Source organism: Pseudonocardia alaniniphila, assembly GCF_022524485.1.
In the GTDB taxonomy this organism is placed as follows: Bacteria; Actinomycetota; Actinomycetes; order Mycobacteriales; family Pseudonocardiaceae; genus Pseudonocardia; species Pseudonocardia alaniniphila.
In genome coordinates, this window is record NZ_JAKXMK010000026.1 from 22,608 (window position 1) to 46,624 (window position 24,017).

Genomic DNA, 24,017 nt, shown 5'->3' on the forward strand with positions numbered 1-24,017 from the left:
CCGGGAGAAATGGGCCTCGAGGAGTCCGCATCGCCCGGGGATCGCAACGGAGCCTTCCCGGACGGTCGACGACTCATCGCCGGCCGCTATGCCCTCGGCCGAGTGCTCGGTATCGGGTCCTCGGCCGTGGTGCATCGCGCCCGCGACCTGATGAGCGGCGCCGAGGTGGCGGTCAAGCACTTCCACGCGGGAGCCTCCGCGTACGACCGGCGCCAGCAGCGGCAGGAGATGAAGCTGCTGGCCCGGCTGCGCCATCCCGGCCTGGTCGGGCTGCACGACGGTGGCACCGCGGACGGCAGGCCGTTCGTCGTCACCGACCTCGTCGAGGGGCCGACGCTGGCGCAGCGGATCAGCCGGGGTCCGCTGGCGCCGGGCGCGGTACAGATGCTCGGCAGGCAGCTCGCCGAGGCGTTGGCCCACGTGCACGACGGCGGGATCATCCACCGCGACGTGAAGCCGGCCAACGTCCTGCTCGACGGCCTCCGGCCGCGCCTCGCCGACTTCGGCATCGCCCGCACCGTCGACGCGACCGTGGCGACCGCGAACGGGTGCGTGGTCGGCACCGCTGCATATCTCGCACCGGAACAGGTCCGCGGGGAACATGTCGGGCCACCCGCGGACGTCTACGCGCTCGGGCTCGTGTTGCTGGAGGCTCTGACCGCGCGCCGTGAGTATCCCGGTCTCGCCGTGGAGTCGGCGACGGCACGGCTGCACCGCGCTCCGGTGGTGCCCGCCGGGTTGCCCCCGGCATTCGGTGAGCTCCTCGCTGCCATGACGAGGGACGACCCACGCCTGCGGCCGACGGCCGCCCAGGTCGCTGCTGTGCTCGCCGCCGACCCCTACCTGCGGCCGCGCGGTTCACCGTCGGGCCGGTTGCACGGGCGCCATCGGCAGCAGCCGGGCCGCTGGTGGCAGCGCAGACCCCTGGTGTCCAGGCTCGTGCTCTGCATCCTCACCGCAGCGGTCGCGGTGCTCACCGTGGCATCGACGTCGACCTCGGACGTCCCTGCCGCGGCCGAACCGGAGCAGTCGCCCGCACCGTCCGGGGTCACGAGGTAGCCCCTCAGCCCACCAGACCTGCGTCCTGGGCTGCTATCGCTGCCTGTACGCGGGAGCGCAGGCCGAGTTTCGTCAGCACCCGCGACACATGCGTCTTCGTCGTCGCCTCCGTGATCACCAGCGCCGCCGCGATCTCGGCGTTGGACATGCCGCGCCCCAGGCACGTGAGCACGTCTGTCTCCCGCGGCGTGAGATCGCCGATGCCGGCAGGCGGTTGCGGGCGGCGGGCCGGTGGGGCGAGGCGCGCGATGACCCGGCGGGTGACCTCCGGCGCGAGCACCCCGTCGCCCCTCGCGACGGCGCGCACGGCCGCGAGCAGCGACGGCGCGTCGACGGACTTGAGCAGGAACCCGGCCGCCCCGGCGGCGAGAGCGCTGTCGACGTACTCGTCGAGGTCGAAGGTCGTGAGGACGAGGACCTCACACACCCGGTCCGGTGTGCCCACGATGCGGCGGGTCGCCTCGATACCGTCGATGCCCGGCATCCTGATGTCCATCAGCACCACGTCGGGCGCGGTCTGCCGGGCCATCGCGACGGCCGCGAGCCCGTCGCCCGCTTCACCGACCACGGTGATGTCCGGTGCGGAGTCGAGGATCATCATCAGCCCGGTGCGGATCGCCGCCTGGTCGTCCGCCACCACCACGCGCACCGTCACCGCGGCACGCCGTCCGGGATCGGCGTGGGCAGCGCCGCGCGCACGCTCCAGGTCCGTCCGCGGGCGCCGGCCTCGACCGTGCCGCCCACCGCGCTCGCGCGTTCACCGAGTCCCAGCAGACCGGTACCGGTGCCGCCGGCCGGTGGGGCGTCGGCGACGAGGTCGTTGTGCAGCTCGATCACCAGTTCTCCGTCGTGGTGCGCCACGGTCATCCGCACGGTGCTGCCCGGTGCGTGCTTGGCCGCGTTCGTCAGCGACTCCTGCACGATGCGGTACGCCGTGTGGTCGACGGCGGCCGGGATCTGCTCCGGTGCCGAGCGGCGGTCGTCCACGTCGATGCGCAGCCCGTTGGCCCGTCCGGCGTCGAGCAGGGCGTCGAGCCGGTCGAGGCCGGCCGGAGACGTGAGCGGCTCCGTCTCTGCCGGGTCGTCGGCCCGCAGCAGGCCGATCATGGTGCGCATCTCGGCGAGTGAGGCGACGCTGTTCCGGCGTACCGACGTGAGCACCCGGCGCAGGGTCGCCGGATCCGCGTCGGACATCGTGAGCGCCGCCTCCGACTGGATCGCGATGGCCGAGAGCTGCCCCGCGATCACGTCGTGCAGGTCGCGGGCCATCCTCGTCCGCTCCGCTGTGACGGCGGCAGCGCGGTCCAGTTCGGCGACGCGCTGGGCCTGTTCGGCACGTTCGCGCTCGGTGTCGGCCTGCTCGCGGTGGTGACGCACCTCGTGGCCCCACAGCACGGGGACCGCCAGCACCAGGCCGAGATTGAGCACGGTGAGCAGGGCCGCGCGGCCACCGTCGGAGATGAGGCTGGCCAGTCCGAGACCGCCGGCCACGACCGCTGCGGCGCCCGCCACCATCCGGCTCGTGCGTTTTGTGCTGAACAGGACGGCGCAGTAGATCATGTCGCCTGCCACCAGTACGGACCCGAGGGGGCTGCTCCCCGAGCCCAACAGGCCGGTGAGCACCGCGGCGCAGGCGACGGCCAGTCCGAGCACCGGCCGCTCGCGCCGTTGCGTCTCACCGAGGCACGCCGCGGCGAGCACAGCCAGCCCCGTCCACAGTGGCGGCGCGGCCTGTCCGGGTTGCACGGACACCGCGACCTCGGGAACGACGAGCAGCAGGAGCCCGCCGACCACGAAGTAGGCCACGGCTCTGAGCGCGTCCTGCGCTCGCTCCCGCCCCGACAGCCGCACGCGGACATTTCAGCACGTCGGGTTCACCGTGCGCGTCAATCGAAGGTCGTACGCCGGTGGCCGGGGAGATCGGTCCGAGGACCGACGACCGGAGCGTCCCCGGCGGGAACCATTTCCCGCCATGGGGGATTTTCTGTCGGACAACCCGCTGGTGCTGCTCATCGGCGCCTGCGAGGTGGGCTTCTGGGTGCTGCTCGCCGCCGGCCTCGCCGCGCGCTACCTGCTGCGGGCCCACCGGCTCAGCACCGTTCTGCTGCTGCTCGTGCCCGTCCTCGACGTCGTGCTGGTGTCGGCGTCACTCGTCGACGTGGCGGGCGGCTCGCCACCCGGCCTCACACACGGGCTGGCCGCGGTCTACCTCGGGGGAACCGTCGCGTTCGGACACTCGATGATCCGCTGGGCCGATGCCCGGTTCGCGCACCGCTTCGCCGCAGGGCCGACGCCGCCGCGGCCACCCCGCTACGGCGCCGCGAAGGTGGCCTACGAGTGGCGGGAGTGGAGCAAGGCCGCCCTGGCCTGGGGGATCGCGTTCGGCGTGATGCTGCTGACGGCGACGGTGGCCGGCACGGGCGTGCCCCAGCCGCTCGACTGGTCCGCCGACCCGATGTGGGGTTGGGGTAGCCGAATCACGGTGGGCCTGCTGATCTGGTTCGTCGGATGGCCACTGTGGACCACACTCGCCCCGCCCCGTGCCCCGGAGACCACCGATGTCAACGGCTGAGCCTGCTCCGGCTCGTGGCCGCATCGCCGTGCTGGACATCCTGCGCGGGATCGCGATCCTCGGCACGTTCGCTTCCAACGCGTGGCTCTTCGCCGTTCCGGGGGGCGCGTCCGTCTGGCTGTCGGGCGGGCTGCTGGCGCAGGACCCGGTGGAGGCAGGCCTTCGGCTGCTGTCCAATGGGAAGTTCCTCGCCTTGCTGACGCTGCTGTTCGGCATCGGGATCGAGCTGCAGTACCGCGCCGCGCTGCGCCGCGGCCTGCCGTGGCCGGGCCGGTACCCGCTGCGGGCGCTGATCCTCTTCGTCGAAGGGGTGCTGCATTACGTCCTCGTCTTCGAGTTCGACGTGCTCATGGGGTACGCGGTGGCCGCGCTGCTGGTGGCGTACCTGATCGGGCGCAGTGACCGGGTGCTCCGGGCGTGGATCGCGGTCGTCGGCACTGTGCTCGCCGCGCTGATGCTCGGGATCACCGCGCTGCTGCTCGCGGTACCGGACACCCCTGGCCCGCCGCCCGTGGCCGACCCCTCGGCCACCGCGAGCTGGCCTGCACAGGTGGCCGCCCGGCTGCAGTTCTTCCCGCTGTTCCGCATCGAGATCCCGCTGATCATCCCGTCGGCCACGGTGCTGTTCCTGACCGGAGCGTTGCTGCTGCGTGCGGGTGCGCTGACCGACACCCCAGCGGGGATGCGGATCCGCCGCCGTCTGATGGTCGTCGGGTTCGGTGTGGCGCTCCCGTTGAACGCGCTCACGGCGTTCGGGAGCCCGGACTGGTTCCTGGTCGACCGCTACCTGCTTCCGCCTGTGGTGGCGCTCGGCATCCTCGCTCTGGTGACCACCGTCGTGCTGAGGTCGCGGCGCGCGCCCGGCCCGGCCCGGCGGGGGCTCGCCGCCGTCGGGCGGACGGCGCTGTCCTGCTACGTGGCACAGAACGTGCTCGGTGCGTTCCTCTGCTACGGCTGGGGCCTCGGTCTCGCGGCCCGTTTCGCCGACGCGCCGCCGTGGTGGGTGGTCGGCTTGTGGGCAACGGTGTGCGCGGTGCTGATGGTGGGCGCATCGCTGTGGCTGCGACGGTTCGACCGTGGGCCGCTGGAGCTGCTCGCGCACCGCGTGCAGGGACTGGGACGCACGCCCGCGCGGGCCGGGAGCGGGTGAGATCAGGGCACGCCGGGGCGCCAGGCGTCAACGTGGACTGTGGCCCCATCGACGACATCGAACGGGGGCGGCCCATCACCGAGTGGTACGGCGCTCGGGTTTGCCCCTCCCGGCAGCACGACGTCGAGCGTCTGCGGCGTCTTATGGTCCGCCGCGGCGCCGTACCCCTTCCAGAACACGGTGAACGCGGCCGTGCCACGGGGGGCGACGCCGACCCGCTGGGCGGCGACCGGTAGGCCCGGCCGCGCGATCGATGCCGGCTCGACCACGAGGTGGAGCGGCCGGCCGCCCTGAGCGATGGTGATACCGGCGAACCCGTCGAGGTAGCAGGGACGGCGCCCGTGGTGCGTCGCGACGACGGTGACGGCCCGGGAGCCCATGGTCGCGTCCCACCCGGTGGTGCTCCACGTGAGATCGTCGGGCGCGCACGGGGTATCGGCCTCGACCGGTGGCGTCGGCATAGGAACGTTCGATGTCGTCGGCAGTTTCTCGGGGGCGATTGCCGGCTGCAGCTGCGGCGGCGAGGGCAGCGGGGTCGTGTCCGGTTCCGGGTGCGGCACCGCCGTGAACACCACGTATCCCACGACCGCGACGGCGAGCGCGGCGAGCACCGTCCCGGCGCGTCGCTGTACGGGGCCGTACTCGCTCAGGCGCCCGGTCCGCGCCGGCAGGGCCTGATCCAGCAGGACGGCGGCGACGAGAACCGCGGCGTTCACGAGCGCGAACAGCGCCAGCGCGAGGTGGGGGACGGCCGGCAACGCTCCCACCGTGATGGCCACGGCGCTCACCGAGAGCCCGATCGTCCAGTCGGCCCGCACCGACCGGCGGGGTGGTGCGGTCCGGAGTTGGACCCAGGCCAGCGCGTGCCCCTGGAGCAGCCAGAAGACGCAGAGCGCAACCGGGAAGGCCTGGAAGGCGAAGAACATGGAGCCCAGCACGAGGAACCCGAGCACCCCGCCGAACGTCACGCCCACGAGGGCGGCGGCCCCGGCCCGGCCCCACACCGGCAGTGGATAGGCCGTGGTGGGCTCTGGGGTCCCCGGTAATGCGCGCCAGGTGAGGGCGAGGCCGGCCAGAACGACCACGATGCCGATGCCCACCACCCACCACATCGCCTGCAGCATCGCGGTCGACTTCGGTGTGACGCAGCGGTCGTGGAGGCTGCACTCGCCCGGGTCGAACCAGAAGGGGGTGTACCGGGCCGCGACCACGGCGCCGACCAGCATCACCAGCAGCCCGGCGACCGTGACCGTCCGTGCGATCCGGAGCCGCCATGCGGTCGTGGCGACGTCGATGTCCAGCACGGAAAGGCACCCCTCGTCCCGCGCGGGACGAGGCCGCGCCCGGCGGCACTCTAGGGGGCGTGGGGTGGGTGATCTCCGCGGGATGCGTTCCATTCGTCCGTTCCGGCCGGGACGACATTTCTTCGAATGGTTAGGATCATTGCGCTCGACCAGCCGGGACGGTCGGTAGCTTGACGATGTGGCGCCCGATACCGAAATGGACGACGTCGCCGGTCGCAGCGTGGTGCGCAGCGTTTTCGCGCTCCTGCGTGAGTTGCGGGAGGAAACCGGGCCGGTCGGTGTGAGCACGCTGGCCCGGCGCACCGGCCTACCCAAGTCGACCGTTCAGCGGCTGCTGGTGCAGATGGCGGCGGAAGGTGCGGTCGAGCGGGTGGGCCGGGCATGGACCATGGGCCGGTCCCTCGGGCAGCCCGGTCCGGGCTCACGCTCGCTGTCCGGGTTGCGGTACCTGACGCGCCCGCGCCTGCGGAGGATCGCGATGTCCACCGGCGCGTCCACCTTCCTCCTCGTCGGGGACGGTGCGGGGCCGGTGACCCTGGACCAGGTCAGCGGTTCGATGGTGGATCCCGCCATTCCCCCGGAATGGCAGATGCGGGCGGCCGCGCACCCGGCATCGGCCGCGGCCCTGGCCCTGACCGTGGGTGGTACGGCCGTCGAGCGTGGAGCGGTCGTGCCGGAGTACGAATGCCTCGCCACGGTGTTCCCGCTCGCCTCCGGTGACGCCGGCCTGCTGAGCGCCACGCTTCCTCGCGGGAGCGGGATCGATCGGCTGGCGAACACATTGGACCGGGTAGCCGAAACGATCAACGCAGAAGCCGGCCGGCTGGCGAGCGATGGCTGGTGACGATTTCTCGTTCCGCTCAGTGGCACAGCGCCGCTGCATTCCGCAGTCGATCGGCAAGCTGAATATGCGCGGCGCCCGATTTCTCGGGAGAAGCCGACCGAACGTCGATTCAACCGGAGGACTCGGCGCAATGGTCCATGCAACATCGGTGCACGATTTCATCGTCGTGGGTGGCGGCAGCGCCGGCTGCGTGCTCGCCGCCCGGCTGTCGGAGAACGAGAACGCTCGTGTCCTGCTGCTGGAGGCCGGCGACCGCGTCCCGCTCGAGCGCGCGGCCGTTCCCCCCGCGTGGCCGACCCTGCTGGGCTCCTCGATGGACTGGTGCACCCACACCGTCGAGCTCGCCGCCACCGGGGGCGCGCTGCCCTGGCCGCGCGGGCGCGGGCTGGGCGGGTCGTCAGCGATCAACGGCATGGCCTACGTGCGCGGGCATTCCTCGAGCTACGACGCGTGGGTAGGCGCCGGTGCCACGGGATGGGGGTTCGCCGACCTGCTCCCGTACTTCATGCGCACCGAGAACGCCGAGGGCCGAGACTCGGCACTGCGGGGCGTCGGCGGCCCGCTGAGCGTCGCTCCGGCACGCCCGTCGCATCCGGTGATCGGCGCGCTCCTGGACGGGGCGGCCGAGCGCGGTCATCCGACGGCGATCGACGTCAGTGCAGGCCGGTACGAGGGGTTCGGCCTTCCTGACCTCAACATCGTCGACGGGGTCCGGCAGAGCGCCGCCGACGCCTACCTCGCGCCGGTGATGCAGCGGCCCAACCTCGACGTCGTGACCGGCGCGCACGCCTTCCGCGTGACCGTCGCCGGTGGACGCTGCACGGGGGTGGAGTACGCCGTCGGCACCGACGTGGTCGCCGCCGCATGTATGGAGGAGGTGGTGCTGACGGCGGGTGTCGTCGGGTCCGCCCAGCTGCTTCTGCTGTCGGGCATCGGCTCGCAGGCCCACCTGCGCGACGTCGGCGTCGACGTGGTGCTGGATCTCCCCGGGGTCGGGGCGAACCTGCACGACCATCCGATGTCGAGCGTCGTCTACAGCGCGGGCCGGTCGATGCCACCGGGTCGGCACAACCACGGCGAGGCCTGCGGTCTGGTGCGCAGCGATGCCACGTCCGACGTCCTCGATCTGCAGATCCTGTTCGTCTCCAGCCCGTACCACAACCCGGCGATGCTCGGGGCCGAGGTGGGCTACTCGATCGCGTTCTCGGTGATGGACCCCCGCAGCCGGGGATCGGTGCAACTCGCCTCGGCCGACCCGGCCACGGCCCCACTCGTGGACCCGGGCTACTACACCGACCGGCGAGACCTGCAGGTGATGGTCACCGGCCTGCGGATCGCACGGGAGATCGGCACGGCGACCGCGCTGGATCCCTGGCGCGGCGAGGAGGTGCTTCCGGGCCCCGGTGTGCACGACGACGACGGCGCCTGCGACTACCTCCGGATGAACCTCCTGCCGTACTTCCACGGCGTGGGGACGTGCCGGATCGGGGCGGTCGTCGACCCGGACCTCAAGGTGTACGGCATCGACGGGCTCCGCGTGGCCGACGCGTCGGTGATGCCGTCGATCGTCTCCGCCAACACCCATGCCACGGTCTGTGCCATCGCGGAGCGCGCCGCCGTCCTGATCGCGGAATGATCCGCGGCACGGTCAGGGCGTGCGGCGAGCCGACCAGGAGCGCGTGACCTCGACGAAGCCGCGGCGCGTGTACCAGGTCCGGGTCCAGTCGTCCGCGACCACGTCCAGGACGACCAGGTCGCAGCCCGCCTGCGCAGCGAGAGCCATCCCGGTGCGCAGCAGCGCGTCGCCGTGCCCTTGGCGACGGTGGTCCGGCTCGGTCGAGATCGCATCGATCAGCGCGGTTCCGCCGTCGATCTTGAGGACCGCCGACGCGACGAGCCGCCCACCGGCAGCGACGGCGAGGTGGCGCACGTCGAGCACGGCCTCCTCGAGACGCCGGCCGTCGAGGGCCTCGGCGATCAGGGCGGGATCCATCCCGGGCAGGTCCCGCCGCCAGGCGGCCTCCGCCAGGGGCCGCAGCTCGGCGGCGTCGACCTGTGCCACGCGGGCGACCGGCTCCCCACCCGCGGGCGCTGCCATCCCCAACAGCTCCTGCACCTGCCAGCCACCCGCGGCGAGCCCCGCGGCGGTATCCGCCAGGTGCGCCCCCGTGAGCAGGACCCACTGTTCGGCACAGCCATCGAGGACGCGCTCGGCGTCGGCGGTGACCTGCGCGGCGTCCGCGCGGCCGCTCACCAGGAGCTGGTTGTGTTCGGGAGAGCCCGGCACGGTCGTCGTGCGGACCGCGACCCCTCCCGTCACCGGCACCTCCGCCGTGGCGATCCGGCGCAGCAGCGAAGGCTCGAGCACCGCGTGGCGCCAACCCGGGTCGACGGTGCCGAGGACGGGCGCGTCGAACCCGCCGTCGGCACGCGGGCGGTAGGGCAGCACGCCGAGCACCGCAGCTGCCGGCACCGGGCCGTAGGCGTGGGGGAAGCGCATCGAGGCAGGGTCGGTCGGGAGCCCCGGTTCGAAGCGGACGGGGACGACGATCCGGTCCGGGTCGAGCACGAGCAGCACCAGATCGGTGCGGCCCGGGAAGAGCCGCCCGGCGGGCAGTGCGACCTGGTCAGGTGTGGACAGGTGGACGAACCCCACCTCGTCGAGCGAGGGCGGTGCGATGACGCCGGCGGTGAGCGCCGTGCGCCACTCGGCGGGCGTGGCCAGATGCAGGAGGGGAACGAACACGAAAGCAGCATGCCCGGCGGTCGCGACCACGGCGGTCGCGGTCCTGATCCCGGCGTCGACGAACGCGAGCCTTGTCATTGGCACCGGGTGCCAATTAACGTGCGGGCCGGATCACCCCGTCGTCGGCAGGAGATGACCCATGTCCCCCATCGAGCAGTCCGAGTCCGTGACCGAGGAGCCCGTCGTCGAGGAGACCCTCGTCGAAGAGGTGTCGATCGACGGCATGTGCGGTGTCTACTAGCGACCCGGTGTCCACGAGCGACACGGCAGGCCCCGGGTTCGACCCGGACCTGCCCTATCGCTGCAGCCCGCAGGTGGCGGTGCGCCCCGAACCCTTCGGGGCGCTCGTCTACCACTTCGGCACCCGCAAGCTGTCGTTCCTGAAAACCCCGCAGCTCGTCGCCGTCGTCTCCGGCTTGGAGCAGCACGACTCCGTCAACGCCGCGATCGACGCGGCGGCCGTCGAGGAGACGCAGCGCCCGGCGTACCTGCGGGCCCTGGCCGGGCTGGCGGCGAACGGCACCATCGAAGAGCGGTCCTAGAGATACGGATGGAGTGGCAGTGAAGCTGGTCGATCATTTCCAGTACGGCCTGAACTCGCCGATCTGCCTGACCTGGGAGCTCACGTACGCCTGCAACCTGGCGTGTGTGCACTGCCTGTCGTCGTCCGGGCGCCGGGATCCGCGGGAGCTCACCACCGCCGAGGCCAAGGGCGTGATCGACGAGCTGCAGCGGATGCAGGTCTTCTACGTCAACATCGGCGGCGGCGAGCCGACCGTGCGACCGGACTTCTGGGAGCTGCTCGACTACGCGGTCGGCCACGACGTCGGCGTCAAGTTCTCGACCAACGGGATCAAGCTCGACGCGAAGCGGGCGCGGCAGCTCGCGGCCACCGACTACGTCGACGTCCAGATCTCCCTCGACGGTGCCACGGCCGCCGTCAACGACCACGTGCGCGGCCCCGGCTCGTACGCCACCGCGATGCGGGCGTTGGAGAACCTGGCGGAGGCCGGCTTCGGCCAACCGAAGATCAGCGTCGTGATGACGCGCGAGAACGTCGACCAGCTCGACGACTTCGCGGCCATCGCCGACAAGTTCGGCGCCCAGCTGCGGATCACGCGGCTGCGCCCGTCGGGACGCGGGGCCGACGTGTGGGACGAGCTGCACCCGACCGCCGAGCAGCAGCACCAGCTCTACCAGTGGCTACTGGCGCACGGCGACAACGTGCTCACCGGCGACTCGTTCTTCCACCTCTCTGCCTATGGCGAGGCGCTGCCCGGGCTCAACCTCTGCGGCGCGGGCCGCGTCGTCTGCCTGATCGACCCGGTCGGGGACGTCTACGCGTGCCCGTTCGCGATCCACGAGAACTTCCTCGCGGGCAACGTCCGCTCGCCGGGTGGGTTCCAGCATGTGTGGCGGGAGTCGGAGCTGTTCGCGCAGCTGCGGCAGCCGCAGACCGGCGGAGCCTGCCGTAGCTGCGGTTTCTACGACTCGTGCCAGGGCGGCTGCATGGCGGCCAAGTTCTTCACCGGCCTGCCCCTCGACGGTCCCGACCCGGAGTGCGTGCGCGGCTTCGGTGAGCAGGCACTCGCCGCGCGCGACGAGGCCGTCGCCATCCCGCGGTCGGACGTGGACCACTCCCGCTCCGCCCCGCGGAACTCGCGGCGCCCCGTCCCGGTCACGATCGGGCGCCGGCCCGACAAGGCGTGCGAGACGAGCCCGCTCGCCGGGATGGCGGGTGACGCGTCCGACTCGCGGCTGCGGATCCCGGTCGCGGGCTCGTGAGGAGCCGTCCCCTTCGGTGTCCGGCGCGAGCCTCGTCCGGCCGGTCGTCCTGAGGGGACGGACCGCACCCAGCCGCGTGCTGTTCGGTCCACACGAGACCAACCTCGCCCGCGACCGCGAGATCTCCGACCGGCACGTCGCCTACTACGCGCGGCGCGCCGCGGGCGGCACCGGTGTGATCGTCACCGAGGTGGCGAGCGTGCACGACTCCGACTGGCCCTACGAGCGCGCGCCACGCGCCGCCGACGCCGTCCCGGGATGGGCCGCTGTGGTGGACGCCTGCCGCCCGCACGGCGCCCTCGTGCTCGCCGGGCTCGGGCACGCCGGTGGGCAGGGCAGCTCGGCGTACGGGCAGCAGGCGCTCTGGGGGCCCTCGGGTGTCGCCGACGCGGCGAGCCGCGAGGTGCCGATGGAGATGGAGCAGCCCGAGATCGACGAGCTGGTCTCCGGGTTCTCCGCCGCAGCGGTGCTGGCCGCGCAGGCGGGGCTGGATGGCGTCGAGATCAACGCGGGGCAGCACTCGATCCTGCGCCAGTTCCTCTCGGGGCTCACCAACCGGCGCGCGGACGGTTACGGCGAGGACCGCACCCGGCTGTTGCGTGAGGTGCTCGCCGCCGTGCGGTCCGGGCTCGACCGCGACGCAACCGACGACCGCGTTCTCGGCCTGCGGCTGTGTGCGGACGAGCTGGCCCCGTGGGCCGGGATCACGCCGGAGCAGGGCGTGGCGACCGCGCTCGCGGTGGCCGGGGCGATCGACTATCTCGTGGTCGTCCGCGGCTCGGGGATGTCGGTCTTCGCGACCCGACCCGACCTGCACGTCCCGCCGGGGTTCAACCGGTCGATTTGCGGCACCGTCCGCTCGGCACTCGGCGCAGCGGTGCCGGTGGTGTTGCAGGGCAGCGTCGTCGACCCCGCGTTCGCGCAGGCGGCGCTCGACGAGGGCATCGCCGATCTCGTCGAGATGACGCGAAGCCAGATCGCCGAACCCGACCTGGTCACGCACGTCCGCGCGGGGACTCCAGAACGCATCCGGCCCTGCACTCTGTCCAATCAGCACTCCATCGTGCGTGACCCGCGCAACCCGATCGTCTCCGACGAGGCCGAGCCGCGGGCAGGCCACGAGACGGAGGACCCGCCGGGCGACTCGCGCACCCGTACGGGCCGGGCACGGCGATCCGTGCTCGTCGTGGGGGGCGGGCCGGGCGGGATGGAGGCCGCGCGGGTGCTGGCGCTGCGGGGGCACCGGGTGCGGCTGATGGAACGAGCAGACCGGCTCGGCGGGGCGCTGCTGCTCACCGCGGCCGTGGGCGGCCGGGAGCGGATGGGTGTGCTCGTGCCCTGGTGGGAGCGGGAGCTGATCCGCTTGGGTGTCGAGGTGGAAACCGGCGTCGAGGCCGATGTCCCGGAGCTCGACGCCGCCGAGCGTGCCGGGACGGGCGTCCTGCTCGCCACCGGCTCGCGGCCCGGCCCGCGTCCCTACATGAGCGATGTGCCCGTGCTGTCCGCCGCCGATTTCGAGGCCGGTGTGCTCGCCGCCGGATCCGCGGAGGCGGCGCTGGACCTGCCTGCGGGCGTCGTCGTCGTGCACGACCCGATCGGCGACTGGACGGGTGTCGGCGTCGCCGAGCAGGTGGCTGCCGCGGGGCGCCGCGTCGCGATCGTCACCCGGGATGCGGTGGCGGGCGTCCAGCTCTCCCGCACCGGTGATCTGGTGCCCGCCAACACGCGCTTGCAGCGGGCCGGAGTGGTGCGCGAGCTGTACTCGCTGCTGCGCGGCGTGCACGGTGGCCGTGCGGTGCTGGAGCACGTCTGGACGGGGGAGCGCCGCGAGATCGACTGCGCGGTGGTGCTCGACTGCGGGCACCGGCTCCCGGAGGACGGCCTGTGGGCTGCGCATCCCGATCTGCCCCGCGTGGGTGACTGCATCGCCCCTCGCACCGTGTACGAGGCCGTGCTCGAGGCGCGGCGGGCCGCGGCCGAGTTCGACGCGGTCGCGTGATGCTGTTCTCGTCACTGCAACTGGGGCCACTGACCCTGCGCAACCGGATCGTCTTCTGCGCGCACCTCACCAATGCCGCCCGCGACGGACGCCCGACGGCCCGGCATGCCGCCTACTACGCGGCCCGGGCGGCCGGTGGAGCCGGGCTGGTCATCACCGAGGAACACTCCGTCCACCCGGCTGACCGGCCCTACGAGAAGCTGATCGACGGTGCCGATCCCGATGCGATCGCGGCCCACCGCGGGATCACCGAGGCGGTCCACGCGCACGGCGTGCCGGTGCTGGCGCAGCTGAACCACAACGGCGCCCAGTCCTGCGGCATGTACTCCCGGCTCCCCGTATGGGCGCCCTCGCCCGTGCCGGATCCGATGTTCCGCGAGGTTCCGAAGGCCGTCACCGCCGGGGAGATCCAGGAGCTGGTCGCCGGGTACGCGCTCACCGCCGGACACTGCGTCGCCGGCGGCTACGACGGCGTGGAGCTGCAGTGCTCGCAGGCGTCGATCCTGCGGCAGTTCCTCTCGCCGCTCACGAACCTGCGCACCGATCGGTACGGCGGTCAGCTGGTCAACCGGGTGCGGATCGTCCGCGAGGTCGCCGCCGCCGTGCGCGAGGTGATCGGCCCGGATCGGGTGCTCGGGGTCCGTCTCTGCGGTGACGAGGGCATCCGCAGTGGCACCTCGGTCGCCGATGCGGTGGGGACCGCCCGGTTGCTCGATCACGACGGGGTGATCGACTACGTCAACACCTCGGTGGGGGTCGCGACGGCGACACTGCACCTGGTCGAGCCTCCGATGGGTGTGCCGGCGGGCTACGCGCAGGCCGTCCCGTCCGCGATCCGGGCGGCGGTGTCGCTGCCGGTGATCGGTGTCGGCCGATTCACCGACCCGGCACAGGCCGAACGCGCGATCCGGGCCGGGGAGTGCGACCTCGTCGGCGTGGTCCGCGGGCAGATCGCCGACCCGGGTTTCGCAGGCCGCGCCCGCGCATCCCGCCGGATCCGCAGCTGCACGGGGTGCAACCAGGAGTGCGCGGGGCGGGTCGGGCTGAACATGCGGCTCGGATGCGCGGTCAACCCGCGCGCGGGCCGTGAGGGGGTTCCCCTCTCGGCGCCTGTGCGGCCGAAGCGGCGGGTGCTCGTGGTCGGTGGCGGGCCGGCGGGTCTGCAAGCCGCGGCGACGGCGGCCGGGCGCGGGCACCGGGTGGTGCTGTGCGAGCGCCTGCCCTGGACCGGCGGTCAGGTGGCCGAAGCTGCCTCGGCACCGGGCAGACAGGAGTTCGGAGTGGCGGTGCAGGACCTGCTCACCGAATGCCTGCAGATGGGAGTCGATGTGCGCACCGGCACAGAGGTTGACCTGGCCGCGATCAAGCAGCACGAGCCCGACGTCGTCGTGCTCGCCACCGGCGCCCGGCCGGCGCTTCCGGAGTGGGCCCGTGGGCTCGACCGCGTCGTCGACGTCCGCGACGTCCTCCGCGGCGCCGCCGAGCCGTCCGGCACCGTCCTGGTCTACGACGAGCTGGGGTTTCATCACGGCACGTCGGTGGCCGAGTTGCTGGCCGCGCGTGGCTGCGTCGTGGAGATCATGACGCCCGGCATGGTCGTCGGGCAGGATCTCGGGCTCACCCTCGACATGCCCGGATTCCACCGCCGGGCGCGCGTGGCGGGCATCGCGCTCTCCACCGACAGGACGGTTCTCGGCGCCGCGTCGGCCGCGTCCGGCGTCCGGTTGACCGTGCTGCACCATCCCGTCGGCGCCGTCTCCGAGACGGTGTGCGACTGGGTGGTCTGCGCCGTGCCGCCGGTGCCGGAGAACGAGCTCTGGACGGCGCTGCGCAGCCATGATGTGCCCGTGCACCGGATCGGCGACTGCGTGGCTCCGCGCCGGGTGCACGCCGCCGTCCTCGACGGCCACCGGGTGGGGGTCGCGCTGTGAACGTCCGGCTCGGTGAACGCACGTGGAGCGAACTGGCGCCGGAGGCGAAGCCCACCGTGCTCGTGCCGGTGGGATCGCTGGAGCAACACGGTCCCCACCTGCCGCTGGACACCGACGCGCGGATAGCGACCGCAGTCGCCCACCGGGCTGCGGACGCCGACCCGTCGCTGCTGGTCGCTCCCGCGGTGGCCTACGGCGCGTCGGGCGAGCACGAGGGCTTTCCGGGCACGCTGTCGATCGGGCACGAGGCGCTGAACGCGGTGCTCGTCGAGCTGGGCCGATCGGCAGGCCGCTGGGTGCGGCGGCTGGTCTTCGTCAACGGGCACGGCGGCAACTTCCCGACCGTGTCCGAGGCCGTTCTCCTCCTGCGGGACGAGGGCCGAGACATGGCGTGGTTCGGCTGCGGCGTGCCAGGCGGGGACGCGCACGCCGGGCGCACCGAGACGTCGATCCTGCTCGCGCTGGAGCCCACGCTCGTGCGGGAGGACCTGGCGGAGGCAGGCAACACGGCGCCGCTTGCCAAGCTGCTCCCGACCCTGCGCCGCGACGGGATCGCAGCCGCCAGCCCGAACGGGGTGCTCGGCGACCCGGCAGGCGCATCCCGGGAAGAGGGCGAGCGTCTCCTCGCCGGGATGGGCACGTCGCTTCTGGAGGCCCTCTCCCGCTGGACTCCCGACCGCCGAGGGCGCCTGGCGTGAGCGGGCTCCTGGGTCAGGAGGCGCGGGCCACCAGGAGCGGGACGAGCTGTTCCTCCACCGACAGTGAGCCGTGCTGGCCAGGCAGCCGGGAGATCACCGGCTCGGCGACCGACCTGGTCACGGCCGCTGTGCCCCGCGCCGCGGCGACGACGTCACCGATGCGGCCGCGCAGCTGTGGCACGACCTGACCGAACCAGCCTTCCGCCACGGCCTGGTCGCCCGGCACCACCCAGGCGTCGTCCCCCAGCACCGAGCGCCAGGTGGCCAGCACGTCCTCCAGCGCCCCGGGCCGGACGTAGACGTGCCGCGAGCGCGCGTCGCCGCCGAGCAGCAGCACACCCTCCTGCAGTACGGGGTCGGTGTCGGCGTCGAAGATCCGGTCGACGGCGACCATGCCGTGATCGCCGGTCACCACGAGCGCGGCGTCGCTCGGCAGGTGCTCGGCGATCAGCGCGACCAACCGGTCGACCTCGCTGAGCTGCAGCCGCCATGCCAACGTGCCCGGCCCGTGCAGGTGCCCGAGGAGGTCGAGGTCGGCGTGGTAGCCATAGCAGAGCCGCCTGCCCGCTCCGGTGAGCCCGGCGATGATCTCGGCGGCGAGGTCGCCGAGTGCGTAGGTGCCCCGGAAGTCGCCGCCCCGCAACGCTGCCCGGGTGAGTCCGGATCCGCCGAACTCCTGTTTCGAGACGACCGTGACGGCGACGCCGGCGGCTGCCGCGCGCTCCAGCGCGGTCGGAGCCGCCTGCACCTGCTCCGGTGGGAGCAGTTCGCGCATGTCGATCGCGCCGTCCGCGCCTTGGCTCGTCCAGCGGAGCGTGTCGAGCAGTTCGCCGCCGTCGGCGCGGAAGGAGATGCCGACCATTCCGTGGGCCCCCGGCGGCAGCCCCGTGCCGAGCGAGGTGAGGCTGATCGACGTGCTCGACGGGAAACCGACGGTGAGCGGTCCCGAGTCGGGCAGGCTCGCGAGGAACGGTGCGTCGGCCGCGTGTTCGCGCAGCAACTCGGTGCCCAGGCCGTCGACGAGCAGCAGGGCCGCTGCTCGGACCGGCTCGAACGCCAGCGCCGGAGGTCCACCCGGCACTCCGAGGGCCGAGAGGATGGCCGGAAGCACCTCCGCGAGCGAACGGTGGCCGTAGTCGGGCAGGACCGGGACGTTCATCGGTGCCAGCCTGCCACCAGGGCCGCCGCTGTGTCGCGAACGGTGAGATGGCTCTCCGGATGATGATGTCGCTCCGGGCCGGAGAGCCCTACGGTGACGGGGTGCTCGACGTCGGCGTGGCAGGAGTTTCCGGCCGGCGGAGGCCTGCGTGACGGCCACGGGTCCGGCGGAGAGTGCGCTACCGCTCGGGTTCGGGGTGGCGCTCGACCGCCGGGTCCGCGCCCTCGACGACGGCGCGGTGCTGATCGGTGGTGCACCGCCCCGGCTGCTGCGCCTCTCCGACGCCGGAAGGCGCCTGCTCGCGCACGGGCGGTGCACGGTGACGGGCCAGGAGTCGGGCGCTCTCGTCCGCAGACTGCTCGACGCGGGGATCGCGCACCCGGTGGCCGAGCCGGCGTCCGCCGTGCCGGCCGTGGCCGAGGTGACGGTCGTGGTGCCCGTGCGGGACCGGGCGCCCGAACTGGCGCGCCTGCTCGCCGCGCTTCCGGACGGGCTGGGCGGCCTGGTGGTGGTGGACGACGGATCGACGGACGAGGGCGCGGTCCGGGCCGTGGCCGAGGCGGGCGGCGCCACCGTCCTGCGGCATCCGTCGGCCCGCGGCCCGGCTGCCGCGCGGAACGCGGGCCTCGCGGTCGCGACGACCCCGCTCGTCGCCTTCCTCGACTCGGATGTGGTGCCCCGGCCCGGCTGGCTGCAGCCGCTCCTCGCGTCTTTCGCCGATCCCGCGGTCGGCCTCGCTGCGCCGCGGATCGTCGCGCTGCCCCCGGCCGAGCCGCTGCCGCCGATCGGCGGGTTGCTGGCCGCGTACGAGGCCGTGCGGTCCTCGTTGGACCTCGGACCCGACCCTGCGCTGGTCGTGCCGCGCTCGCGGGTGGCGTACGTGCCGAGCGCAGCCATGCTCGTGCGTCGCAGCGCGGTCGGCTCCGGATTCGACGAGCGGATGCAGGTGGCCGAGGACGTCGACCTGGTGCTGCGCCTGCACGAGGCGGGCTGGCGGCTGCGCTACGAGCCGAGCGCCCGCGTCGCACACGATCACCGGACGACCTTCGGCGCGTGGTGGCTGCGCAAGGCGTACTACGGCACCGGGGCCGCGCCCCTCGCGATGCGGCACCGCGGTTCGGTGCCGCCGATGGTGCTGAGTCCGTTGTCGGCCGCTGTCGGAGCGTTGACGCTGGTCGGAACCGCGCGGGCGGCGGCAGCAGCGGTGGTGGTGAGCGCGGTCGCTGCCGAGCGGCTCTCGCGGAAGCTGCCGGTTCGCCGGCCCCGCCGGGCCGCGGCGCGTCTCGTGGCAGCGGGAGCGGTGGGCGCTGTCGCGCAGACGGCCGACGCCGTGACGCGCCACTACTGGCCGGTGTCGCTCGCGGCATGCCTGCTGTCTCGCCGAGCGCGCCGCACGGTGCTGGCCGTCGCGGTGACCGAGGGCGTCGTGGACTGGTGGCGCCACCGCGAGCGCGACCCCGAGGCCCGGCCGGGTCTGCTCGGGCACCTGCTTGCCCACCGGCTCGACGATCTCGCCTACGGCTCGGGTCTGTGGTGGGGTGCACTGCGCCACCACACTGTGGAACCGCTGCGACCGGTCGGAACCGGGATCGCAACGGACCGGGCGTCGGCGATTCGACGTGCCCCGGAGGCGGCCGTCCGTCAGGGCTACTCCGAAAGGGTGATTGGCTGACCTGTTTGGATCCGCTCTTGCGGATCCGAGTGCTGATTCTTTCCGCTTTCGCGGTGGCGTTGCACGAGTGCCCTGAAGTTCGCCCCGTGGTCACCCAGGGGTAGGTATACCGGTGCGAAGGGGATCGGTTGCACCGTCGGATCAACAGCGGTGTGATGTGCTCGCCGCCACAACGGGGTGGCGGCCCGGATGGTGGTGCGACCACCTCGGCCGGCCCTCCGGAACACATGCTGGCGCGATACGACACCGTGGTCGCGGTTGAGGAGAAGACTCATGGCACAGGTCCGGGTCACCGTCGACGGCGTCCAGTACGCCGACGACGTCGAGCCCCGCACATTACTGGTTCATTACCTGAGGGAGCGCCTCGGCAAGACCGGCACGCTCGTCGGTTGCGACACCAGCAACTGCGGTGCCTGCACCGTCCACCTGAACGGGCAGAGCGTGAAGTCCTGCTCCGTACTGGCTGTTCAGGCCGACGGCGCCGAGGTCACGACGATCGAAGGAATCGCGCGTGACGGCAAGCTGCACCCCGTGCAGGAGGCCTTCAACGAGTGTCACGCGCTGCAGTGCGGCTTCTGTACTCCGGGCATGATCATGCAGTCGATCGACCTGCTCGGAGACAACCCCGACCCCAACGAGCGCGAGGTCCGGGAGGGCATCGAGGGCAACCTCTGCCGCTGCACCGGATACCAGAACATCGTCCGCGCGGTGCAGAGCGCCGCCGAGAAGATGAAGCCGGGCGTCCAGGCCGACGTGCAGTCGCCGGTGTCCGTGGCCGGAGGGGGCGACTAAAATGACCGCGACCGCCGAACCCACCGTCGAGTTCGGAAAGGCCAGAACCCGCAAGGAAGACGCCCGTCTCATCACGGGCCGCAGCCGATACACCGACGCGATCACGCCGGCTGGCACGCTGCACATCTCAGTCGTCCGCTCGCCGCTGGCGCACGCCACGATCATGGGCGTCGACAAGACCGCAGCCGAGCAGGCCCCGGGTGTCGTGGGTGTCTACACGGCAGCGGACCTGGGCGTGGAGCAGGTCGGCCTGCCCTGCGCCTGGCCGATCACGCCGGACATGAAGGCGCCTCAGCGACCTGTGCTCGCCACCGGCACCGTGCACTTTGCCGGTGAGGGCGTGGCCGTCGTCGTCGCCCGCAGTGCCGCAGAGGCCCGCGACGCCGCCGACCTCGTCGATGTCGAGTACGAGCCGCTCGAGCCCGTGCTCGACATGGAGGCCGCGCTCGCCGAGGGGGCCACGCTCGTCCACCCCGGCCTGGGCACGAACGAGAACGCCACCTGGGTGTTCGACTCGGGCGAGGCCGGCACCGGTGGGAGCGTCGCCGACGCGATCTCGGCCGCGGAGGCCGACCCTGACCAGGTGGTCGTGCGCCGCCGGTTCATCCAGCAGCGCCTGATCCCGGCGTTCATGGAGCCGCGGTCGGCCGTGTGCGACCCGACGGGCGAGCAGCTCACCGTCTACGCCGCCACGCAGGTGCCGCACATCCTCCGGACGATGACCACGGTCACGCTGGGTGTGCCGGAGAGCAAGCTGCGGGTCATCGCCCCCGATGTGGGCGGCGGCTTCGGCGGCAAGATCGGCGTGCTGCCCGAGGAGATGCTCGTCGTCGTCCTCGCGCAGAAGCTCCACCGGCCGGTGAAGTGGACCGAGAGCCGCTCAGAGTCGATGCTCGCCGCCCACCACGGCCGCGACCAGATCCAGGACATCACGATCGCGGCCAAGAAGGACGGCACGGTCACCGGCCTGGACGTCAAGCTGCTGGCGGACATGGGTGCCTACCTCGGGCTCGTCACCCCGGGTGTGCCGATCCTCGGCGCGTTCATGTTCAACGCGATCTACAAGATCCCGGCCTACAAGTTCACGTGCACCAACGTCTTCACCACGAAGACGCTGACCGACGCGTACCGGGGCGCCGGGCGGCCGGAGGCCACGTTCGCCATCGAGCGGATCATGGACGAGCTCGCTGTCGAGCTCGGCCGCGACCCGTTGGAGCTGCGCGAGCAGAACTGGATCAAGCACGAGGAGTTCCCGTTCACCACGGTGTGCGGGCTCACCTACGACTCGGGCAACTACGAGCAGGCCACGCAGCAGGCGATGGAGCTGTTCGACTACGCAGGCCTGCGTCGTGAGCAGGAGGAGCGGCGGCGCTCGGGCGACCCCGTGCAGCTCGGGATCGGCATCTCGACGTTCACCGAGATGTGTGGTCTCGCCCCTTCGCGGGTGCTGGGTTCGCTGTCCTACGGCGCGGGCGGTTGGGAGGCCGCCAGCATCCGGATGCTCGCCACCGGCAAGGTCGAGGTGATCACGGGCGCCTCGGCGCACGGCCAGGGCCACGAGACGGCGTTCAGCCAGATCGTCGCCGACCAGCTGGGCGTGCCGTTCGAGGACGTCGAGGTCCTGCACGGCGACACGCAGATCTCGCCCAAGGGTCTCGACACCTACGGCTCGCGCTCGCTGGTGGTCGGTGGCATCGCGATCGTGAAGGCCGCCGACAAGGTCATCGCGAAGGCCAAGAAGATCGCGGCGCATCTGCTCGAGGCGTCCGAGGACGACATCGAGTTCGCGAGCGGCAACTTCACCGTGCGCGGCACGGACAAGGGCAAGTCGATCCAGGAGATCGCGTTCGCCGCGTTCGCGGCGCACGACTACCCGGAGGACATGGAGCCCTCGCTCGACTCCGACGCCGTGTACGACCCGGAGAACTTCTCGTTCCCGCACGGCACGCACCTGGCGGCCATCGAGGTCGACACCGAGACCGGGCACGTCAACCTGCGCAAGTACGTCTGCGTGGACGACATCGGCAACGTGGTCAACCCGCTCATCGTCGAAGGCCAGGTGCACGGCGGTCTCGCCCAGGGCATCGCACAGGCCCTGTTCGAGGAGGCCAACTACGACGAGGAGGGCACGCTGGTCAACGGCACGTTCGTCGACTACACGCTTCCGTCGGCGGCCGATCTGCCGAGCTTCGACACCCGCGTGGTGAGCACGCCGTCCACGTCGAACCCGCTGGGCGTCAAGGGCGTCGGCGAGGCGGGCACCATCGCCTCGACGCCCGCGATCGTCAACGGTGTGCTCGACGCGCTGCGCCCCCTCGGCGTCAGCGACATCGGGATGCCGTGCACGTCGCAGCGCGTGTGGCGGGCCATCCAGGGCGCAAAGGGGCGTTCCACTCAGGAGACCCCGGTCGACACCCACTCACCGGGTGCCGGTCTGGGCTCGATCGACCCGAACAATCCGCAGGGAGAGGTCCAGTGATCCCGTCCAAGTTCGATTACGTCAAGCCGTCGTCGGTAGCCGACGCCATCACGGCGCTGCGGGACGGCGGGGACGACGCGAAGATCCTCGCGGGCGGCCAGAGCCTGATCCCGGTGCTGCGGCTGCGGCTCGCCGCGCCCTCGGTGCTCATCGACCTGGGCGGCATCCCGGAGCTGCGAGGCGTCCGCGAGGACGGCGACCGGATCGCGATCGGTGCGATGACGTCCTACTACGACGTCATCCGGGACGACCTGGTGAAGCAGCACGTCACGCTGCTCGCCCAGGCCACGGAGACGGTGGCGGACAACCAGGTGCGTCACCGGGGCACGATCGGTGGCTCGCTGGCCCACGCCGACCCGGCAGGTGACCTGGGTGCCGTGGCGCTCGCGCTCGACGCCGAGATGGTGATCGCCGGAGCGGAGGGCACGCGCACCGTGCCGGCGAGCGAGTTCTTCCTCGACTACTTCACCACGGCGATCGGTGAGACCGAGATCCTCACCGAGATCCGCTTCCCGAAGTACACCGGCTGGGGAAGCCACTACGAGAAGTTCAACCGCACCGCGCAGGCTTGGTCGATGGTCGCCATCGCGGCGGCCATTCGCGTGGACGGCGGATCCATTGCGGAGGCCCGAGTCGGGCTGACCAACATGGGCACCACGCCGATCCGTGCCACGGGCGTCGAGCAGGCGCTCGTCGGGCAGCCGGCCACCGCCGACGCCGTGCGCGCCGCAGCCGAGCACGTCACGGAGGGCACAGCCGCTCCGAGTGACGCGGACGCGGCTGCGGACTACCGTGAGCATCTGGCCAAGGTGCTCACCGGCCGCGCGGTTCTGGCGGCCGCGGGCTGACGTTCGTCGCTAAACCGTGGACGCCTGCTCCGATCACAGGGGCAGGCGTCCACGGCTTTTACGCCCCTCGGCGATCGACCAGGGGTCCGAGGAGGAGATAGCTCATGCAGTTGGAGAACAAATTCACGATCGAAGCGCCGATCGAGAAGGCATGGGAGGCGCTGAACACGCCGGAGACCGTGGCTCCGTGTTTCCCCGGCGCCACTCTCCAGGAATACGAGGGTGACTCCTTCACCGGCACCGTGAAGGTGAAGCTCGGGCCCATCTCGCTCACGTACAAGGGCAAGGGCACGTACGTGAAGCGCGACGACGACAAGCACGAGGTCGTCATCGAGGCCAACGGTCGTGACTCGCGCGGCAACGGCACGGCGAAGGCCACCGTCACCGGCACGATGACGGCCGACGGACCGGACCGCACGGCCGTCACGATGGTCACCGACATGACGATCACGGGTCGCCCCGCGCAGTTCGGCCGGGGTGTCATCTCGGACGTCGCCGACAAGATCATCGGCCAGTTCTCGGCCTGCGTCGCCAGCAAGCTCGCGCCCGAGCAGGCCACGGGGTCGGCAGCGCAGTCGTCCACCGGCTCCGAGGCCGCCGCAGGCGGGGGCAGCACCAACGGGTCCGGCGCGCCGGCCGCGGCCACGGCCACCGCCGCCAAGGGCCCGGTTCTGGCGTCCGCCCCCAGCACTCCCGCGCCGGCGAGCGTGCCGAGGGTGGCGGCGCCGTCGATGCGCAGCGAAGTGGATGCGATCGACCTGCTCGACACCGCGGGTGCCCCGGTGCTCAAGCGGTTGGCACCGGTGGCGGGCGGCCTCCTGCTGCTGCTGATCATCTTCCTGATCAAGCGCAGCCGCTCCAGCTGACGAAGCCGCCCGAGGGCCACGTTCCGCCCCACGGCGTGAACGTGGCCCTCGGGCGTCAGGCCGGGGGTCGGTCAGCGGTCGCCACCCCGGTCGTCGTCGTCTCGGTCGTCCCA

Annotated in this window: 21 protein-coding genes; 16 read left to right on the top strand and 5 right to left on the bottom strand. The window is 72.2% G+C overall.

Translation table 11 applies throughout. The annotated features are described in order from the left end of the window. The first annotated feature begins 9 nt into the window (after window positions 1–9). Window positions 10–1,059 (top strand): serine/threonine-protein kinase, encoded by a 1,050-nt coding sequence (locus MMF94_RS27905; RefSeq protein WP_241040188.1) that lies wholly within the window; start codon window positions 10–12, stop codon window positions 1,057–1,059. Window positions 1,060–1,063: 4 nt separating this feature from the next. Here the strand turns inward: MMF94_RS27905 and MMF94_RS27910 are convergent, their stop codons facing one another. Next, on the bottom strand, window positions 1,064–1,714 hold the full coding sequence (locus MMF94_RS27910; RefSeq protein ID WP_277398842.1) for a response regulator transcription factor: 651 nt from the start codon (window positions 1,712–1,714) through the stop codon (window positions 1,064–1,066). Further along, window positions 1,711–2,910 (bottom strand): sensor histidine kinase, encoded by a 1,200-nt coding sequence (locus MMF94_RS27915; RefSeq protein WP_241040189.1) that lies wholly within the window; start codon window positions 2,908–2,910, stop codon window positions 1,711–1,713. The genes MMF94_RS27910 and MMF94_RS27915 overlap by 4 nt, the downstream gene beginning before the upstream one ends. A gap of 121 nt (window positions 2,911–3,031) precedes the next feature. On the opposite strand from MMF94_RS27915, the gene MMF94_RS27920 reads away from it, so the two are divergent. Both MMF94_RS27920 and MMF94_RS27925 read left to right on the top strand, forming a co-directional pair. Continuing rightward, a complete protein-coding gene (locus MMF94_RS27920) occupies window positions 3,032–3,631 on the top strand; it encodes a hypothetical protein (protein ID WP_241040190.1) in 600 nt (199 codons plus the stop codon). After that, entirely contained in the window at window positions 3,618–4,781 is a 1,164-nt protein-coding gene (locus tag MMF94_RS27925) for a DUF418 domain-containing protein (protein WP_241040191.1), read from the top strand. The genes MMF94_RS27920 and MMF94_RS27925 overlap by 14 nt, the downstream gene beginning before the upstream one ends. 2 nt (window positions 4,782–4,783) lie before the next feature. Here MMF94_RS27925 and MMF94_RS27930 read toward each other — a convergent pair whose 3' ends face one another. After that, a complete protein-coding gene (locus MMF94_RS27930; RefSeq protein ID WP_241040192.1) occupies window positions 4,784–6,085 on the bottom strand; it encodes a DUF4232 domain-containing protein in 1,302 nt (433 codons plus the stop codon). Window positions 6,086–6,263: 178 nt separating this feature from the next. Between MMF94_RS27930 and MMF94_RS27935 the strand changes: the two genes are divergently transcribed. Both MMF94_RS27935 and MMF94_RS27940 read left to right on the top strand, forming a co-directional pair. Continuing rightward, window positions 6,264–6,929 carry a helix-turn-helix domain-containing protein gene (locus MMF94_RS27935; protein ID WP_241040193.1) on the top strand — a complete coding sequence of 222 codons (666 nt, stop codon included), beginning with the start codon at window positions 6,264–6,266 and terminating at the stop codon, window positions 6,927–6,929. A 130-nt stretch (window positions 6,930–7,059) separates the two neighbouring features. Next, window positions 7,060–8,565: a GMC family oxidoreductase gene (locus tag MMF94_RS27940; protein ID WP_241040194.1), complete on the top strand. Its 1,506-nt coding sequence runs from the start codon at window positions 7,060–7,062 to the stop codon at window positions 8,563–8,565. A gap of 12 nt (window positions 8,566–8,577) precedes the next feature. On the opposite strand, the gene MMF94_RS27945 is transcribed toward MMF94_RS27940, so the two are convergent. After that, window positions 8,578–9,753 carry a GNAT family N-acetyltransferase gene (locus tag MMF94_RS27945; protein ID WP_241040195.1) on the bottom strand — a complete coding sequence of 392 codons (1,176 nt, stop codon included), beginning with the start codon at window positions 9,751–9,753 and terminating at the stop codon, window positions 8,578–8,580. Between the two features lie 61 nt (window positions 9,754–9,814). Between MMF94_RS27945 and mftA the strand changes: the two genes are divergently transcribed. Genes mftA through mftE form a run of 6 tightly spaced genes read left to right on the top strand, consistent with a single transcriptional unit; the run spans window position 9,815 to window position 16,088 of the window. Next, entirely contained in the window at window positions 9,815–9,916 is a 102-nt protein-coding gene (gene mftA, locus MMF94_RS27950; protein ID WP_241040196.1) for a mycofactocin precursor MftA, read from the top strand. Window positions 9,917–9,923: 7 nt separating this feature from the next. Further along, window positions 9,924–10,217, top strand: coding sequence for a mycofactocin biosynthesis chaperone MftB (gene mftB, locus MMF94_RS27955; RefSeq protein WP_241040197.1), 294 nt, complete (start codon window positions 9,924–9,926; stop codon window positions 10,215–10,217). A gap of 19 nt (window positions 10,218–10,236) precedes the next feature. Further along, complete coding sequence (mftC, locus tag MMF94_RS27960; protein ID WP_241040198.1) at window positions 10,237–11,460, top strand: mycofactocin radical SAM maturase; 1,224 nt, start codon at window positions 10,237–10,239, stop codon at window positions 11,458–11,460. A 16-nt stretch (window positions 11,461–11,476) separates the two neighbouring features. Beyond that, a complete protein-coding gene (locus tag MMF94_RS27965; protein ID WP_241040199.1) occupies window positions 11,477–13,459 on the top strand; it encodes a mycofactocin system FadH/OYE family oxidoreductase 1 in 1,983 nt (660 codons plus the stop codon). Continuing rightward, the gene (locus MMF94_RS27970; RefSeq protein ID WP_241040200.1) at window positions 13,459–15,390 is read left to right on the top strand and encodes a mycofactocin system FadH/OYE family oxidoreductase 2; all 1,932 of its coding nucleotides are present in this window, start codon (window positions 13,459–13,461) and stop codon (window positions 15,388–15,390) included. Before MMF94_RS27965 ends, MMF94_RS27970 begins: the two co-directional genes overlap by 1 nt. Then, window positions 15,387–16,088, top strand: a complete 702-nt coding sequence (gene mftE, locus MMF94_RS27975) for a mycofactocin biosynthesis peptidyl-dipeptidase MftE (RefSeq protein ID WP_241040201.1) — start codon at window positions 15,387–15,389, stop codon at window positions 16,086–16,088. The genes MMF94_RS27970 and mftE overlap by 4 nt, the downstream gene beginning before the upstream one ends. Window positions 16,089–16,101: 13 nt before the next feature. On the opposite strand, the gene MMF94_RS27980 is transcribed toward mftE, so the two are convergent. Beyond that, the gene (locus MMF94_RS27980) at window positions 16,102–17,247 is read right to left on the bottom strand and encodes an alkaline phosphatase family protein (protein ID WP_241040202.1); all 1,146 of its coding nucleotides are present in this window, start codon (window positions 17,245–17,247) and stop codon (window positions 16,102–16,104) included. Between the two features lie 148 nt (window positions 17,248–17,395). Here MMF94_RS27980 and mftF point away from each other — a divergent pair, with 148 nt between their 5' ends. From mftF to MMF94_RS28005, 5 genes are all read left to right on the top strand, one after another. Further along, window positions 17,396–18,919 (top strand): mycofactocin biosynthesis glycosyltransferase MftF, encoded by a 1,524-nt coding sequence (gene mftF, locus MMF94_RS27985; RefSeq protein ID WP_241040203.1) that lies wholly within the window; start codon window positions 17,396–17,398, stop codon window positions 18,917–18,919. A 273-nt stretch (window positions 18,920–19,192) separates the two neighbouring features. Continuing rightward, window positions 19,193–19,711 (top strand): (2Fe-2S)-binding protein, encoded by a 519-nt coding sequence (locus tag MMF94_RS27990; protein ID WP_241040204.1) that lies wholly within the window; start codon window positions 19,193–19,195, stop codon window positions 19,709–19,711. Window position 19,712: 1 nt separating this feature from the next. Continuing rightward, complete coding sequence (locus MMF94_RS27995) at window positions 19,713–22,190, top strand: xanthine dehydrogenase family protein molybdopterin-binding subunit (RefSeq protein WP_241040205.1); 2,478 nt, start codon at window positions 19,713–19,715, stop codon at window positions 22,188–22,190. Beyond that, a complete protein-coding gene (locus MMF94_RS28000; RefSeq protein ID WP_241040206.1) occupies window positions 22,187–23,038 on the top strand; it encodes an FAD binding domain-containing protein in 852 nt (283 codons plus the stop codon). The genes MMF94_RS27995 and MMF94_RS28000 overlap by 4 nt, the downstream gene beginning before the upstream one ends. 104 nt (window positions 23,039–23,142) lie before the next feature. Continuing rightward, on the top strand, window positions 23,143–23,904 hold the full coding sequence (locus MMF94_RS28005) for an SRPBCC family protein (protein ID WP_241040207.1): 762 nt from the start codon (window positions 23,143–23,145) through the stop codon (window positions 23,902–23,904). Window positions 23,905–24,017 lie beyond the last annotated feature (113 nt).